This is a genomic window from Mesorhizobium jarvisii (genome assembly GCF_003601985.1).
GTDB lineage: Bacteria > Pseudomonadota > Alphaproteobacteria > Rhizobiales > Rhizobiaceae > Mesorhizobium > Mesorhizobium jarvisii.
This window is the reverse complement of sequence record NZ_QZXA01000001.1, coordinates 174,294-186,937: the sequence shown is the minus strand read 5'-3', so window position 1 is coordinate 186,937 and position 12,644 is coordinate 174,294. Positions and strand designations below refer to the sequence as shown.

Below are 12,644 nucleotides of genomic sequence, written 5' to 3'. Positions count from 1 at the left end.
GGCAGCCGCCGGCCCCAGCCATGCGTTTCCAGGTCCGGTTTGGATGCGAACTCGGAAACCCGGCCGACGCAGAGATATGCGATCGGCGTCACGTGCTCGGGAATGGACAGCAGGCTCTTCAACGCTTGCGGCTCGATGATGCTGACCCAGCCGACGCCGACGCCTTCGGCACGCGCGGCCAGCCAGAAATTCTGCACCGCGCAGACCGTGCTGTAGAGATCCATCTCCGGATTGTGCCAACGTCCCAGCGGCGAGTTTTTTGAGCGCTCGCGGTCGCAGGTGATGCAGATGTTGAGGGCGCTTTCGCAGATGCCTTCAAGCTTGAGCTTGCGGTAGAGCGCCTGTCTTTCCACTTCGATTTCAGGCAATTCCTGCTCGCGCGCGGCCAGGAACAGGTCGCGCACATCAGCCCGTCGCGCGGCGTCGCGGATGACGATGAAATTCCACGGCTGCATGAAGCCGACCGACGGTGCATGGTGGGCGGCAAGCAGAAGCCGCGCCAGCACCGCGTCGTCGAGCCCGGTGGGCAGGAAATGGCTGCGCACGTCGCGCCGCGTGAACATGGCGCGGTAAACCGCGTCGCGCGCCATCTGGTCAAACTCGTCACCTGAAGCAGCGGTCATGTGTTCCGGCATCGCGTGTCCCCTTGCGATCGCTATCAATGCCGTCCGCCTGACCATGCGGATGACGATGCCTGCCAGGCCGGTCTTCTGGCTTGGGATCAACCCGCGTCCGGTGCCTTCCCGTCATCGACAGTGGCATTTACCGGCGCGGTCCCCCTCACAGCGTTGGGCACGCCACGGAATTCAACCGTGTTCCCGATTCTCCCGCTTGCGACGGGCACCAGGCAGTAGCGGCGACCTTACGCCGAAGGCTCGGCCGCGCCAATCCCCGCAGCGACGCCAATGGACGCAGGCGCGATTTTCCCCAGCCATCAAGCTGCAATGCATGGCCATCGCGGCGCCGGGGCACTAGATAGGGAGCATGACAACCCGTCTCTACACGCATCCGATCTTCCTCGAACACATCACACCGCCCGGTCACCCCGAGCGGCCGGACCGCCTGCGCGCCATCGAGCGCGTGCTCGACGACGAGGCTTTTGCCGCGCTCGATCGTGTCAAAGCGCCGGAGGGCGACGAGGCCACCATCCTCTACGCCCATCCCGCCGATTTCGTCGCCCGTGTGCGTGCCGCCATTCCCGAAGAGGGTATTGCCCGCATCGATGCCGACACCACCGCCAGCCCGAAGAGCTGGCAGGCGGTGATCGCCGCGATCGGCGCGGCCAACGCCGCTGTTGACGACGTCTTTGCAGGCCGCGCCGACAACGTATTCGTCGCCGCAAGGCCGCCCGGCCACCATGCCGAAAAGACCACCGCAATGGGCTTCTGCTTCTTCAACACGGCGGCGATTGCGGCGCGCTATGCGCAGAAGAAGCATGGCGCCGAGCGTGTCGCCGTCGTCGACTGGGATGTCCATCACGGCAACGGCACGCAGGATATTTTCTGGGACGATCCCTCGGTTCTCTATTGCTCGACGCACCAGATGCCGCTTTATCCCGGCACTGGCGCGAAGACCGAGACCGGCGCCGGCAACATCGTCAATGCACCCTTGGCGCCGCAGACCGGCAGTGAGGTGTTTCGCGATGCCTTCCTGTCGCGGGTGCTGCCGTCGCTCGACAATTTCGCGCCCGATCTGATCATCATTTCGGCCGGTTTCGACGCGCATCACCGCGATCCGCTGGCCGAGATCAACCTGACCGAGGACGATTTCGACTGGGCGACCGGCCAGCTGATGCAGCGCGCCGCGCGCCACAGCGGCAACCGGCTCGTCAGCCTGCTCGAGGGCGGCTACGATCTGCAGGGACTGGCATTTTCGGTCGCCGCCCATGTCGGGCGACTGATGAAAGGATGAATGATGGCTGGTGAAACCAACGAAGACGTCAAGGCGATGAGCTTCGAACAGGCACTCGACGCGTTGGAGAAGATCGTCGATGATCTGGAGCGTGGCGACGTGCCGCTCGACCAGTCGATCAAGATCTACGAGCGCGGCGAGGCGCTGAAGGCGCATTGCGACCGGCTGCTGAAGGCCGCCGAAGACAAGGTCGAGAAGATCAGGCTGTCGCGCGACGGCAAGCCGGTCGGAACCGAGCCGCTCGACGCGGATTGAGGCGCGGAGTAGCCTTGCCGGTTTTTGGACACGATCAAGGTTGAGGATTAAGCTCGTCCCGAAACGGCTCCAGGACAAAAGGAGATACGGAAGCGATGTGCAGAAACATCAAGACCCTGTTCAATTTTGACCCGCCGGCAACCAATGACGAAGTGCGCGACGCGGCCCTTCAGTTCGTTCGCAAGCTGAGCGGAACGACACGGCCCTCGAAACAGAACCAGCATGCGTTCGATCACGCCGTCGAAGCCATTGCGGCATCGGCGCGCGAACTTCTCGATTCGCTCGAAACCAATCAGCACCCGCGCAACCGCGAAGAGGTGGCGGCCAAACTGCGGGCAAAAGCGGCGATCCGCTTTGCCTGATGCGGCCAGAGCGGTCCTCGACCGCTGACAAGGAGAGCCCATGAGCTTCTTTCCCGGAAAAGACCCTGAAGCCGGCGACGCCTTTGCCAGCGACCAGATCGAACTGATGGTCATCCCGAATGCCAAGGACATTGGCGGCTTCGAGGTGCGCCGCGCTCTGCCGACCGCCAGGCGGCGGCTGGTCGGGCCATTCATCTTCTTCGATCGCATGGGTCCGGCGATCCTGCGGGCAGGCCAGGCTCTCGATGTCCGTCCGCACCCGCATATCGGCCTGTCGACGGTGACTTATCTGTTCGACGGCAAGATCCGTCATCGCGATTCCCTGGGCACCGAAATGGTGATCCAGCCGGGCGACGTGAATTTGATGACCGCCGGCCGCGGCATCGTCCACTCCGAGCGCACGCCGGAGGAATTGCGTGGAGCGCCGATGTCGATCTCTGGCCTGCAAACATGGCTCGCCTTGCCCGATGGCAAGGAGGAAGTGGCCCCGGTCTTCGAGAACACCGCTGCCTTGCGGCTGCCCGAGATCGATGCCGAAGGCGTCCGCGGCCGCATCGTCATCGGCGATTTTCAAGGGTTGCGCTCCCCCGTGAGAGCCGATTCCGAGACACTGTACGCCGACCTTAGGCTGGCGCCGGGCGCCAGTATAAAGATTCCCGCCGACGCGGAAGAGCGCGCCATCTACACGCTGGAAGGCGAGGTCGCGATTTCGGGCGACGTCTTTCCGGCAGAGCGGTTGCTGGTGTTCCGGCCCGGTGACGAGATCATCATATCGTCGCACATCGGTGCGCATTTCATGCTTTTCGGCGGAGCCTCGCTTGGCTCGCAGCGCTACATCTGGTGGAATTTCGTCTCCTCGTCGAAGGAGCGCATCGAACAGGCCAAGCAGGAATGGAAGACGGGACGCTTCGATATCGTTCCTGGAGATGAGAAAGAGTTCATCCCGCTGCCGGAAAGCTGAGGAAATCGGCGAGGGGATCTGATTGATCCGCGTCACCGACACGCATTTACTTTCGCCGGCCGGCGGCTTATCCCGCCGTTGAACAGAAAGCCTGAGCACCCGTGAACGCAACGCCGCATACGCCGCTTCTCGACAAGGTCCGCATTCCGGCGGATCTGCGCGCGCTTGACGAGAGCGAATTGCCGCAACTGGCGTCCGAGCTTCGCCTCGAACTGGTCGACGCGGTGTCGCGCACCGGCGGCCATCTCGGCGCCGGCCTCGGCGTGGTCGAACTGACGGTGGCGCTGCATTACGTCTTCAACACGCCGGACGATCGGCTGATCTGGGATGTCGGCCACCAGGCCTATCCGCACAAGATCCTGACCGGCCGCCGCGACCGCATCCGCACATTGCGCCAGGAGGGCGGCCTGTCCGGCTTCACCCGCCGCGCCGAAAGCGAATACGACCCCTTCGGCGCCGCCCACTCCTCGACATCGATCTCTGCCGGCCTCGGCATGGCCGCCGCCCGCGACCTCTCCGGCGGCCGCAACAACGTCATCGCCGTCATCGGCGACGGCGCCATGTCGGCCGGCATGGCCTATGAGGCGATGAACAATGCCGGCGCGCTCGATGCCCGACTCATCGTCATCCTCAACGACAATGACATGTCGATCGCGCCGCCGACCGGCGCGATGAGCGCCTATCTGGCGCGGCTCGCCTCGGGCAAGGCTTATGCCGGCCTGCGCGACTTCGGCAAGAAGCTGACATCCTATCTCGGTAAGCGCGCCGATCGTGCGATCACAAGGGCGGTTGAGCATGCGCGCGGCTACGTCACCGGCGGCACGCTGTTCGAGGAGCTCGGGTTCTACCACATCGGCCCGATCGACGGTCACAATCTCGAGCATCTGATCCCTGTGCTGAAGAATGTCCGCGACAATGGCGAAGGCCCGGTGCTGATCCATGTCGTCACCCAGAAGGGCAAGGGCTATGCGCCGGCGGAAGCCGCCGCGGACAAGTATCACGGCGTCAACAAGTTCGACGTCATCACCGGCGCGCAGGCCAAGGCGCCGGCCAACGCACCGGCCTACACCAAGGTGTTCGCCGAGAGCCTGATCCAGGAAGCCCGCGAGGACGACCGCATCGTCGCTGTCACTGCCGCCATGCCGAGCGGCACAGGGCTTGATCTGTTCGGCGAAGTGTTCCCGTCACGGACCTTCGATGTCGGCATTGCCGAACAGCATGCTGTGACCTTCGCTGCCGGTCTCGCGACCGAAGGCTACAAGCCGTTCGCGGCGATCTATTCGACCTTCCTGCAACGCGCCTATGACCAGGTCGTCCATGACGTCGCGATCCAGAAACTGCCGGTGCGCTTCCCGATCGACCGCGCCGGCTTCGTCGGCGCCGATGGCGCCACCCATTGCGGCGCCTTCGACACCACCTTCCTGGCAAGCCTGCCGGGCTTTGTCGTGATGGCGGCGGCTGACGAGGCGGAACTGCGCCATATGGTGCGCACCGCCGCAAGCTATGATGACGGCCCGATCGCCTTCCGCTATCCGCGCGGCAATGGCGTCGGCGTCGACATGCCGGAGCGCGGCTCGGTTCTCGAACTCGGCAAGGGCCGCATCGTCAGGGAAGGCACAAAGGTGGCGCTGTTGTCCTTCGGCACGCGCCTGCAGGATTGCCTGATAGCTGCCGAGGAACTCGGCGCGGCCGGGCTTTCCACCACCGTTGCCGATGCCCGCTTCGCCAAGCCGCTCGACGAGGATCTGATCCGCCGGCTGGCCCGCTCGCACGAGGTTCTGGTCACGGTGGAGGAGGGCGCCATTGGCGGCTTCGCCAGCCATGTGCTGCAGTTCCTTGCCCATGAGGGATTGCTGGAAAGCGGCCTGAAGGTGCGCCCGCTGGTGCTGCCTGACGTGTTCACTGATCACGCCAAGCCGGAAAAAATGTATGCCGATGCCGGGCTCGATGCCACCGGCATCGTGCGCACCGTTTTCACCGCGCTCGATCATACGGCCCGCGCCCAGCGCGCCTGACTCAAAATCTGAAGCGCTTGAATCAGTTTGCCGGCTTGATTTCGTAACGCATTGTTAACACTGCCGTTTGGCGTTTTGCTTACCGTGTCCCTTGGCCGTTTTTCAACGGCGCCCTGCTAGACCGGCGTCAGGCAGGGAGACAAGAACAATGAAGACGCTTCTGTGCGGCGCGGCCCTCTTGGCCACCATAGTCGCGCCGGCCGCCGCCGAGACGCGCTATGATCGCAATCTCGAAAAGGCGGCGCTGGGCATCGTTGCCAGCAAGATGGGTGATATCCGCGGCGGCTTTTCCTACGAGCAGGTGCCGCAGCTTGTGGTCTTGCCGGATCCTGTTCCGCCGCCTGCCAATGCCACCGAGCATCCTGCTGTGCAGGCATCGGGGGGTCGCGACGACGGTTTGTCTCCGGCCGTCGAGCGCCAAGTGTCCCGCACCATCTTCTAGAACCACATGTCGCGCACGCAACGCCCGTCGCGGGGCAGGTCGTCATATGTGTCGAGGCCATCGAAATGGTCGATAGGCAGATCGGCGACCGCCTCGGGTGGCGCCAGCCTTACATTGACGGCGATGCGTGTGCGACCAGATTCCTCGGCGCGCAAACCACGCCAGGCGAGCACGCAGGCGCAGGTCGGGCAGAACAGGATTTCGAGCGACGGTGTGGCCTTTCCGGCGCGCGTATAGCTGTCCGTCGGTCCCGAAACGCGAATGCGTTCGTCGACATAGTCGTAGGCCCAGAGCACGCCATAGCGACGGCAGAGCGTGCAGTTGCAGGCCGTCACCGGCCCGGGATCGCCTTCCAGGGTCCAGTGGGTTGCGCCACAATGGCAGGTTCCCGTCAGCATTCGTTCCTCCTCCGAGTTCTGACAGCAAACGGCTCGCCTCCCTAACATTGTGCCGGACCCAAAGCGATTCCAGCAAGCCGCGGAGCGGCTTGACCCATTCGCCTGCGTGCGAGGATGTTCTTCGTCCGTCCCAATGTCCTTGCCTTCGCTGCCGGCTTTCGCCATGAAGGCCGATGAACTCGCCTCTGCCAGCCAGCACACGCCAGCGGCTCGACGACCTGCTCGTCCAGCGCGGCCTGTTTGCCAGCCGTTCGCGTGCCCGCGACGCGGTCGAGCGTGGCACGGTGACGGTTGACGGCACCATTGCCCGTAAACCCGGTCAGAACGTCTCGCCGCAATGCCTTGTTGCCATCGATGATCCGGCGCAAGGCTATGTCTCGCGCGCGGCCCTGAAGCTCATCGGCGGGCTCGATCACTTCAGCCTCGATCCGGCCGGCCGCGAGGCCATCGACATCGGCGCCTCGACCGGTGGCTTCACCCAGGTGCTGCTGGAGCGTGGTGCCTCCCATGTCACCGCGATCGACGTCGGGCACGGCCAGATGCATCCCGATGTCGGCAAGGACCCGCGCGTGACGGTTATCGAGGGACTGAATGCGCGTGACCTCACCGCCGCGGATCTTGCCGGCCGCATTCCGGATTTCATCGTCTCCGACGTCAGCTTCATCTCGCTGAGACTGGCGCTGCCGCCGGCGCTTGCGATTGCCAAACCTGGGGCTGCCGCGGTCTTTCTGGTCAAGCCGCAATTCGAGGCGGGTCGCGAGGCGATCGGCAAGGGCGGCCTGTTGAAGGACCCCTTCGATGCCGCCCGCGTCGCCGGCCTGCTGCAGGATTGGCTGGACGCCGTTCCGGGCTGGCGTTCGCTCGGCCTGCATCTGTCGCCGATCGAAGGCGGCGACGGCAATCGCGAATTCCTGCTTGGTGGGATCAAGGATCGATGAGCGCGCGCTTCACCATCAAAAAGCTTGGCGCCCAGGGTGACGGCATTGCCGAAACCGAAAGCGGCGATCTGTTCATCCCCTTCACGCTGCCTGGCGAGACCGTTACCGCCGCGCGCGAACGGGATCGTGCAGCGCTGATGGCGGTGCTGGCAGCCTCGCCGCTGCGCATCGAACCCGCCTGCCGCCATTTCACCGAATGCGGCGGCTGCGCCCTCCAGCATTTCGAGGCCGAAGCCTATCGCCAGTGGAAGCGCGAGAAGGTGGTGCACGCCCTGAAGGGCATCGATTGCGGCATTGACGAACTGGTCGCCTGCGCGGCGCACACGCGCCGCCGCGTCGTGCTTGCCGCCCGACGCAGCGAGACGGGCATGCTGCTCGGCTTCAATCGCCATTTGTCACCGGAAATCATTTCCATATCGGAATGTCCGATCTCGCTGCCCGAGATCGTCGCAGCACTCGACCGGTTGAGGGCGCTCGCCGACTTGATATGCGCCACCACCAAATCGTTCCGGATGGCGGTCACGGTGACGGGTTCCGGCCTCGACGTCGCGGTGCATGAGTCCGGCAAGCTCGGCGAACACCAGCGCCGCATCGCCTCCAATTTTGTCCTGGCGCAAGGCTTTGCCAGGCTGTCCATCGATGACGAGATCGTCATCGAGCCGAGGAAGCCCGTGGTGATGTTCGGCAGCGTCGCTGTCGCCGTGCCGCCCGGCGCCTTCCTGCAGGCGACCGAGGCAGCCGAGCAGGCCATGGCCGAGATCGTAGGCACGCATCTGAAACGCGCCAAGAAGGTCGCCGATCTTTTCGCCGGTTGCGGCAGCTTTGCCTTGCGGTTGGCCGCCAAGTCGGAAGTCCATGCGGTTGAGGGCGATGCGGCGGCTCTCTCGGCGCTCGATCGGGGGGCACGATTCGCGACCGGCCTGAAGCGGGTGACGGGCGAGCGCCGCGACCTGTTCCGCCGGCCGCTGACATTCAAGGAGTTGAACGCCTTCGACGGCCTTGTCTTCGATCCGCCGCGCGCGGGTGCCGAAGACCAGTCGAAGCAGATCGCCCGCTCGGATGTTCCCTTCGTTGCCGCGGTGTCCTGCAATCCGGTGACGCTGGCTCGCGACCTGCGCATCCTCATCGACGGCGGCTATCAACTGAAGAGCGTGACGCCCATCGACCAGTTCCTGTGGTCGCCCCATGTCGAGGCGGTCGCCCTGCTGGAAAAGCCCAGGAGAAGGCGCGGCTGAGACCGGCCCGTGATCACGTTTCGTTGAGACCGGGCACTTCGGCCTCTCCCGGCCCAAAGCGGCCGGATTGACGCCGCAAAGCCGCCTTCTTGTGCCAGCCTAGTCCGGTTGGGGCGGAAGATTCGGCACTCTCACTGACGGATGATCGTAATGCGGACGGTCTCGAAACTTCTCGCTTTCTTCCTCGCCCTCTCCATTTTCGCGTTCGGGCCGACAGCCCTGGCGCTGGCGCAAAGCCAGAAGCGCCTTGCCTTCGTCATCGGCAACGCCGCCTATCCGGCGGGCGCGCTGGCGACGCCGGCCAACGATGCCGGCCTGATTGCCCAGACATTGCAAGCGGCGGGGTTCGACGTGGTCGGCGCGCGCGACGTCGACCAGGAATCGCTGCGCGGCGCCTATCGCGATTTCCTCGCCAAGGTGACGGCAGCCGGTCCCGACGCCGTGGTGTTTGTCTATCTGGCCGGCCAGGGCCTGCAGTTCGAGGGCGAGAACTATTTCGCGCCCGTCGATGCCCAGATCGCCAACGCCGCTGACGTGCCGATGGCCGCGGTGCGGATCTCCGACCTCACCAAGCCGCTTGCAGCGCTGCCGACCAAGGTCAACATCGTCGTGCTAGATGCGGCGCGGCCAAACTCCTTCGCCAAATCGAACCAGCCGCTGGCTGGCGGCCTTGCACTGGTCGATCCCGACCCGAACATGCTGATCGCCTTCAACGCCGCCCCGGGCACGGTCGCGCCGGAAGGCAAAGGACCTTACGGCGCCTATGCGCAGGCGCTTGCCGAGATGATCAGGGATGGCGGCCTGCAGCTTGGTGATGTTTTCGACCGCACGCGCCTGCGCGTCAACGAGGTGACGCAGGGTGCGGAGTTGCCCTGGAACGCCTCCAAGATCACGGAGCCTTTCGTCTTCTTCGACCGCGGGCCGGATGCCCCGCCGCAGCAGGTGTCGTCAGCGGAGGTCGGCGCCATGCGGACCAAGGAAATCCGCGACTTCGATGCGCATGATGCCTATATCGCGGCTCTCGATCGCGACACGATGCGTGGCTACGAGGATTTTCTGGTCGCCTATCCCCACGATCCGATGGCCAGGCGCGTGCGCGCGATCCTGGCGGCGCGGCGCGAGGCGATCACCTGGCGCCAGACCTGGCTGAGGGACACGCCCGAAGCCTACTGGTCCTATCTCGATCGCTATCCGCACGGTCCGCACGCCTGGGACGCAAGGCGCAGGCTCGAGCATTTCGACGCCGCGCTTGAACCGCCGCAGGGTTTTACCGTCTACGCCTACGACGTGCCGCCGCCACCGCCCGATGAGATCGTCTATGTCGACCGGCCCGTGCTCTATTTCGACGACCCGGAATTCGATTTCGCGCCACCGCCACCCGTGGCGGTCATCTTCCTGCCGCCGCGGCCGCGCGACTTCATTGAACTGGCACCACCGCCGCCGCCAGTCGGAATCTTCCTTCTGCCGACGCCTGTTTTCGTGCCGGTGCCTGCCTGGGTTAACCCGCCGCGTGATATCTCCCCGCCGCCGAACGACGTCATCTTCAACAACATCCACAACACAACGATCATCAACAACACGACGATCAACGAGAACAACAACCAGGGCGGTGGCCTCACCACCGGCCAGAAACTGACTGCTGGCGCCGTGGGCCTAGGTGCGGCGGCGCTGGCAACGAAGGTCGCGTTGCCGGCCTTCCTGCAGAAAAAGGAAACCGTGCTGTCCAAGCAGAATCCCGGTGGCCTCCCGTTGAAGCCGGGGCAGGGTGGCCAGCAGCCGGGCGGTGTCACGCCGCTGTCGAAGACATTGCCTGCCAACAAGCTGACGGGTCATGCCTTGCCCGGCGCCGACGGCAACACGCTGCCGCTCGTCAATGGCAAGCCGGTGCTGAATGGGCAGAACCTGCCCAACAACCCGAATCTGCCGAAGCAGAACCCGGGCGGCCTCCCGCTGAAGCCGGGGCAGGGTGGCCAGCAGCCGGGCGGTGTCACGCCGCTGTCGAAGACATTGCCTGCCGACAAGCGGACGGGTCATGCCTTGCCCGGCGCCGACGGCAACACGCTGCCGCTCGTCAATGGCAAGCCGGTGCTCAATGGACAGAACCTGCCCAACAACCCAAACCTGCCGAAGAACAAGTCCAGGAAGCTCCTGAACAATCAGGCCACGGCAGGTGGAAACGCCGTGACCGGCAACCCGGTGGTTAATGGGCAAAACGGGGCCAATGGCCAGGGCAATGGGCAAGGCCAGAATGGTACCGGCAAGACCGGCAAGGATGCCAAGTTGCGCAAGATTCCGGGCGCCAACGGCACGTCCGCGGCGAATGGGGTGAACAACCCACCAGCGCTTATTGGCCAGAATTCAGGCCAGAACCCGCCCAACGGCAAGTTCAAGAAGCTTCACAATCAGGGCGGCGGCCAGACGAACGGTCAGGCCAATGGGCAAGGCAATGGGGCACAGGGCAATGGCAACGGTCCCAAATTCCACAGTTTGCCTGCCAACGGAAATGGTGGTGGCAATGTCCAGCAGAAATTCAAGGTCAACAACGGCAACCCGCAGCTGAAGGTGCAGGGTCAGCCCAGGCCGCAGAGGCCGGAGTTCCACGCCCAGCCGAAGCAGCAAATGCAGCAGCAGGTGCAGCGGCAGGCACAGCCAAGGCCGCCGCAGCCGCAGCCGCCGGCCGTCAAGAAGCCGTCTTGCGGGCACCCCAATGAGCCCGCTTGCAAGAAATAGCGCATGTCGGCCAGAGGTGGTTCGGCCTGGGTCGGGACATGCATGAGACAAAGGCTTGAAACGCGTCGCTGGTCGCGTTGTGTGAGGTAACCGGCCGTGTCGGCCGGCGACAAAACATGGCGGGCCGTGGCGGTTACCCCGCGATCAGATCACAACTGCGTGGTTGGCCACGACCAAGATTGCGCAGTGCCTCGGCCCGCTGGTACCCAGTCGGCGCCGGGGGGTCTCAACGGAGTGAGCACAATGAGGATTGCAAGCGTTCTGACGTCCATCGCCCTGGCCGGGTTCATAGCGACGGGAGTCGCCGCGGCAGCGACGACAGCAGCGACCACGACCACGGCTGCCCCGGCCGCCACCACGGCCGCCCCGGCGAAGAAATCGGCGGCCTCTGCCATGACGCCGGAGAAGACCGCGATTTCCAAGCAATGTTCCGCACTCGCGGACGCCAAGAAGCTCCACGGCAAGGCGCGCGAGAAGTTCCGGGCCGATTGCAAGAAGAACGGTGGCAAGGCCACCTGATCAACAGCTGATTTCGGCTATTGCCGCCAGCCTAGGCTGGCGGCAATTCCTTCATCCCGAGCGCTGAAACTCATCGGACGTCGGTGGCGCCTGGACTGCTACGGCCATAAAGGTTGCTCAATCTACGAGCTTGGCAACGTTCGTGAGGGTCTGCGGCGTGCCGCCCCGCTGGTTGATCGACACCCAGATATTCGGGTTCTGCTGCGACTGGCGTTTCACGAAGTAGTAGCCGGTCGCGTTCCACGGCCTGATTTCGTCGACCAGATTGTCCAGGACCAGATCGCCCTTGTCGGTTTTCACCGTCAGGATGGTGTGGCCTTCATTGTCGAGGTCGTGCACCACGGTCATCAGCAGCGCCTGCCGGGGGAACCCGGCCTCCTGAAGAAGCTTGCGCTTGTAGAGTGCGTAGATCTTGCAGTCACCCTTACCGTCAACCGGGTAATCCCAGTGGTCCGCCATCGTGCCCCAGTGGTCGAAATTGCTGACGGGCTTGATGGAACTGTTCGCCTTTTGATTTATCCGCTTCAGAGTGCGCAGGTTCTGCGCGGTCAGCTTGACGTTCGTGGCCGGCAGAGCGGGCACCTTGCACTCTTTTGGCCGGCGATGGCAGAAATCGACCCAGCCGTAGGGGACGCTGGTAGGACCACCGACCGTGACGGCAGAAGATTGCGTCGATCGCACTTTGAACCACGTCGACTGTGCTGCTGCCGGAGCGGCTTGCAGCGCTGTCGCGCCGATCAACGAAACCAAGCCAAGCAGGATTGACGAAGTCAGGACCGAAGAATGCCGCATTGCCGAAACCACCATCGCAACGAGGAACTGGTGCTGCGTCGTGCGCAAAAAGGCAGCCCAGGCAGTTTAACAGTTACTAATTTCCT

The 12,644-nt window shown here is 64.2% G+C and carries 12 protein-coding genes, 1 pseudogene and 1 riboswitch; of the genes and pseudogenes, 10 read left to right on the top strand and 3 right to left on the bottom strand.

Annotation, left to right across the window (positions count from 1 at the left end; genetic code table 11):
* Nucleotides 1-8: 8 nt before the first annotated feature.
* Nucleotides 9-590, bottom strand: a pseudogene (bluB, locus tag D3242_RS33835) (5,6-dimethylbenzimidazole synthase); the annotation flags it as partial.
* Nucleotides 591-683: 93 nt separating this feature from the next.
* Nucleotides 684-863, bottom strand: a riboswitch (cobalamin riboswitch).
* Nucleotides 864-984: 121 nt separating this feature from the next.
* Here bluB and D3242_RS00860 point away from each other — a divergent pair.
* From D3242_RS00860 to D3242_RS00835, 6 genes are all read left to right on the top strand, one after another.
* On the top strand, nt 985-1,911 hold the full coding sequence (locus D3242_RS00860) for a histone deacetylase family protein (RefSeq protein WP_019856973.1): 927 nt from the start codon (nt 985-987) through the stop codon (nt 1,909-1,911).
* A 3-nt stretch (nt 1,912-1,914) separates the two neighbouring features.
* Nucleotides 1,915-2,166, top strand: a complete 252-nt coding sequence (locus D3242_RS00855) for an exodeoxyribonuclease VII small subunit (protein ID WP_027046614.1) — start codon at nt 1,915-1,917, stop codon at nt 2,164-2,166.
* A 95-nt stretch (nt 2,167-2,261) separates the two neighbouring features.
* Nucleotides 2,262-2,528, top strand: coding sequence for a DUF2277 domain-containing protein (locus D3242_RS00850; RefSeq protein WP_010914875.1), 267 nt, complete (start codon nt 2,262-2,264; stop codon nt 2,526-2,528).
* A gap of 40 nt (nt 2,529-2,568) precedes the next feature.
* Entirely contained in the window at nt 2,569-3,489 is a 921-nt protein-coding gene (locus tag D3242_RS00845) for a pirin family protein (RefSeq protein WP_064983030.1), read from the top strand.
* 101 nt (nt 3,490-3,590) lie between these two features.
* Nucleotides 3,591-5,504, top strand: a complete 1,914-nt coding sequence (dxs, locus tag D3242_RS00840; RefSeq protein ID WP_019856976.1) for a 1-deoxy-D-xylulose-5-phosphate synthase — start codon at nt 3,591-3,593, stop codon at nt 5,502-5,504.
* 148 nt (nt 5,505-5,652) lie between these two features.
* Nucleotides 5,653-5,946, top strand: coding sequence for a hypothetical protein (locus tag D3242_RS00835; protein WP_064983029.1), 294 nt, complete (start codon nt 5,653-5,655; stop codon nt 5,944-5,946).
* Here D3242_RS00835 and D3242_RS00830 read toward each other — a convergent pair.
* Nucleotides 5,943-6,344, bottom strand: coding sequence for a GFA family protein (locus tag D3242_RS00830; protein WP_019856978.1), 402 nt, complete (start codon nt 6,342-6,344; stop codon nt 5,943-5,945). The two genes, D3242_RS00835 and D3242_RS00830, sit on opposite strands and share 4 nt — an antisense overlap.
* Nucleotides 6,345-6,517: 173 nt before the next feature.
* Between D3242_RS00830 and D3242_RS00825 the strand changes: the two genes are divergently transcribed.
* The 4 genes from D3242_RS00825 to D3242_RS00810 all read left to right on the top strand — a co-directional run bounded on the left by D3242_RS00825 (nt 6,518) and on the right by D3242_RS00810 (nt 11,766).
* Nucleotides 6,518-7,282 (top strand): TlyA family RNA methyltransferase, encoded by a 765-nt coding sequence (locus D3242_RS00825; protein WP_064983028.1) that lies wholly within the window; start codon nt 6,518-6,520, stop codon nt 7,280-7,282.
* Nucleotides 7,279-8,517, top strand: coding sequence for a class I SAM-dependent RNA methyltransferase (locus D3242_RS00820; RefSeq protein WP_064983027.1), 1,239 nt, complete (start codon nt 7,279-7,281; stop codon nt 8,515-8,517). The genes D3242_RS00825 and D3242_RS00820 overlap by 4 nt, the downstream gene beginning before the upstream one ends.
* A gap of 141 nt (nt 8,518-8,658) precedes the next feature.
* Nucleotides 8,659-11,247: a caspase family protein gene (locus tag D3242_RS00815; protein WP_064983026.1), complete on the top strand. Its 2,589-nt coding sequence runs from the start codon at nt 8,659-8,661 to the stop codon at nt 11,245-11,247.
* Between the two features lie 243 nt (nt 11,248-11,490).
* Nucleotides 11,491-11,766: a hypothetical protein gene (locus D3242_RS00810; protein WP_038645418.1), complete on the top strand. Its 276-nt coding sequence runs from the start codon at nt 11,491-11,493 to the stop codon at nt 11,764-11,766.
* A 117-nt stretch (nt 11,767-11,883) separates the two neighbouring features.
* Here the strand turns inward: D3242_RS00810 and D3242_RS00805 are convergent, their stop codons facing one another.
* Nucleotides 11,884-12,558 carry a transglutaminase-like cysteine peptidase gene (locus D3242_RS00805; protein ID WP_167470411.1) on the bottom strand — a complete coding sequence of 225 codons (675 nt, stop codon included), beginning with the start codon at nt 12,556-12,558 and terminating at the stop codon, nt 11,884-11,886.
* Nucleotides 12,559-12,644 lie beyond the last annotated feature (86 nt).

Bases quoted from the DNA above. Each gene is read 5' to 3' on its own strand.
- D3242_RS00860 (WP_019856973.1), top strand. From the start codon at position 985: ATGACAACCCGTCTCTACACGCATCCGATCTTCCTCGAACACATCACA.
- D3242_RS00855 (WP_027046614.1), top strand. From the start codon at position 1,915: ATGGCTGGTGAAACCAACGAAGACGTCAAGGCGATGAGCTTCGAACAG.
- D3242_RS00850 (WP_010914875.1), top strand. From the start codon at position 2,262: ATGTGCAGAAACATCAAGACCCTGTTCAATTTTGACCCGCCGGCAACC.
- D3242_RS00845 (WP_064983030.1), top strand. From the start codon at position 2,569: ATGAGCTTCTTTCCCGGAAAAGACCCTGAAGCCGGCGACGCCTTTGCC.
- D3242_RS00835 (WP_064983029.1), top strand. From the start codon at position 5,653: ATGAAGACGCTTCTGTGCGGCGCGGCCCTCTTGGCCACCATAGTCGCG.
- D3242_RS00830 (WP_019856978.1), bottom strand. From the start codon at position 6,344: ATGCTGACGGGAACCTGCCATTGTGGCGCAACCCACTGGACCCTGGAA.
- D3242_RS00825 (WP_064983028.1), top strand. From the start codon at position 6,518: ATGAACTCGCCTCTGCCAGCCAGCACACGCCAGCGGCTCGACGACCTG.
- D3242_RS00820 (WP_064983027.1), top strand. From the start codon at position 7,279: ATGAGCGCGCGCTTCACCATCAAAAAGCTTGGCGCCCAGGGTGACGGC.
- D3242_RS00815 (WP_064983026.1), top strand. From the start codon at position 8,659: ATGATCGTAATGCGGACGGTCTCGAAACTTCTCGCTTTCTTCCTCGCC.
- D3242_RS00810 (WP_038645418.1), top strand. From the start codon at position 11,491: ATGAGGATTGCAAGCGTTCTGACGTCCATCGCCCTGGCCGGGTTCATA.
- D3242_RS00805 (WP_167470411.1), bottom strand. From the start codon at position 12,558: ATGCGGCATTCTTCGGTCCTGACTTCGTCAATCCTGCTTGGCTTGGTT.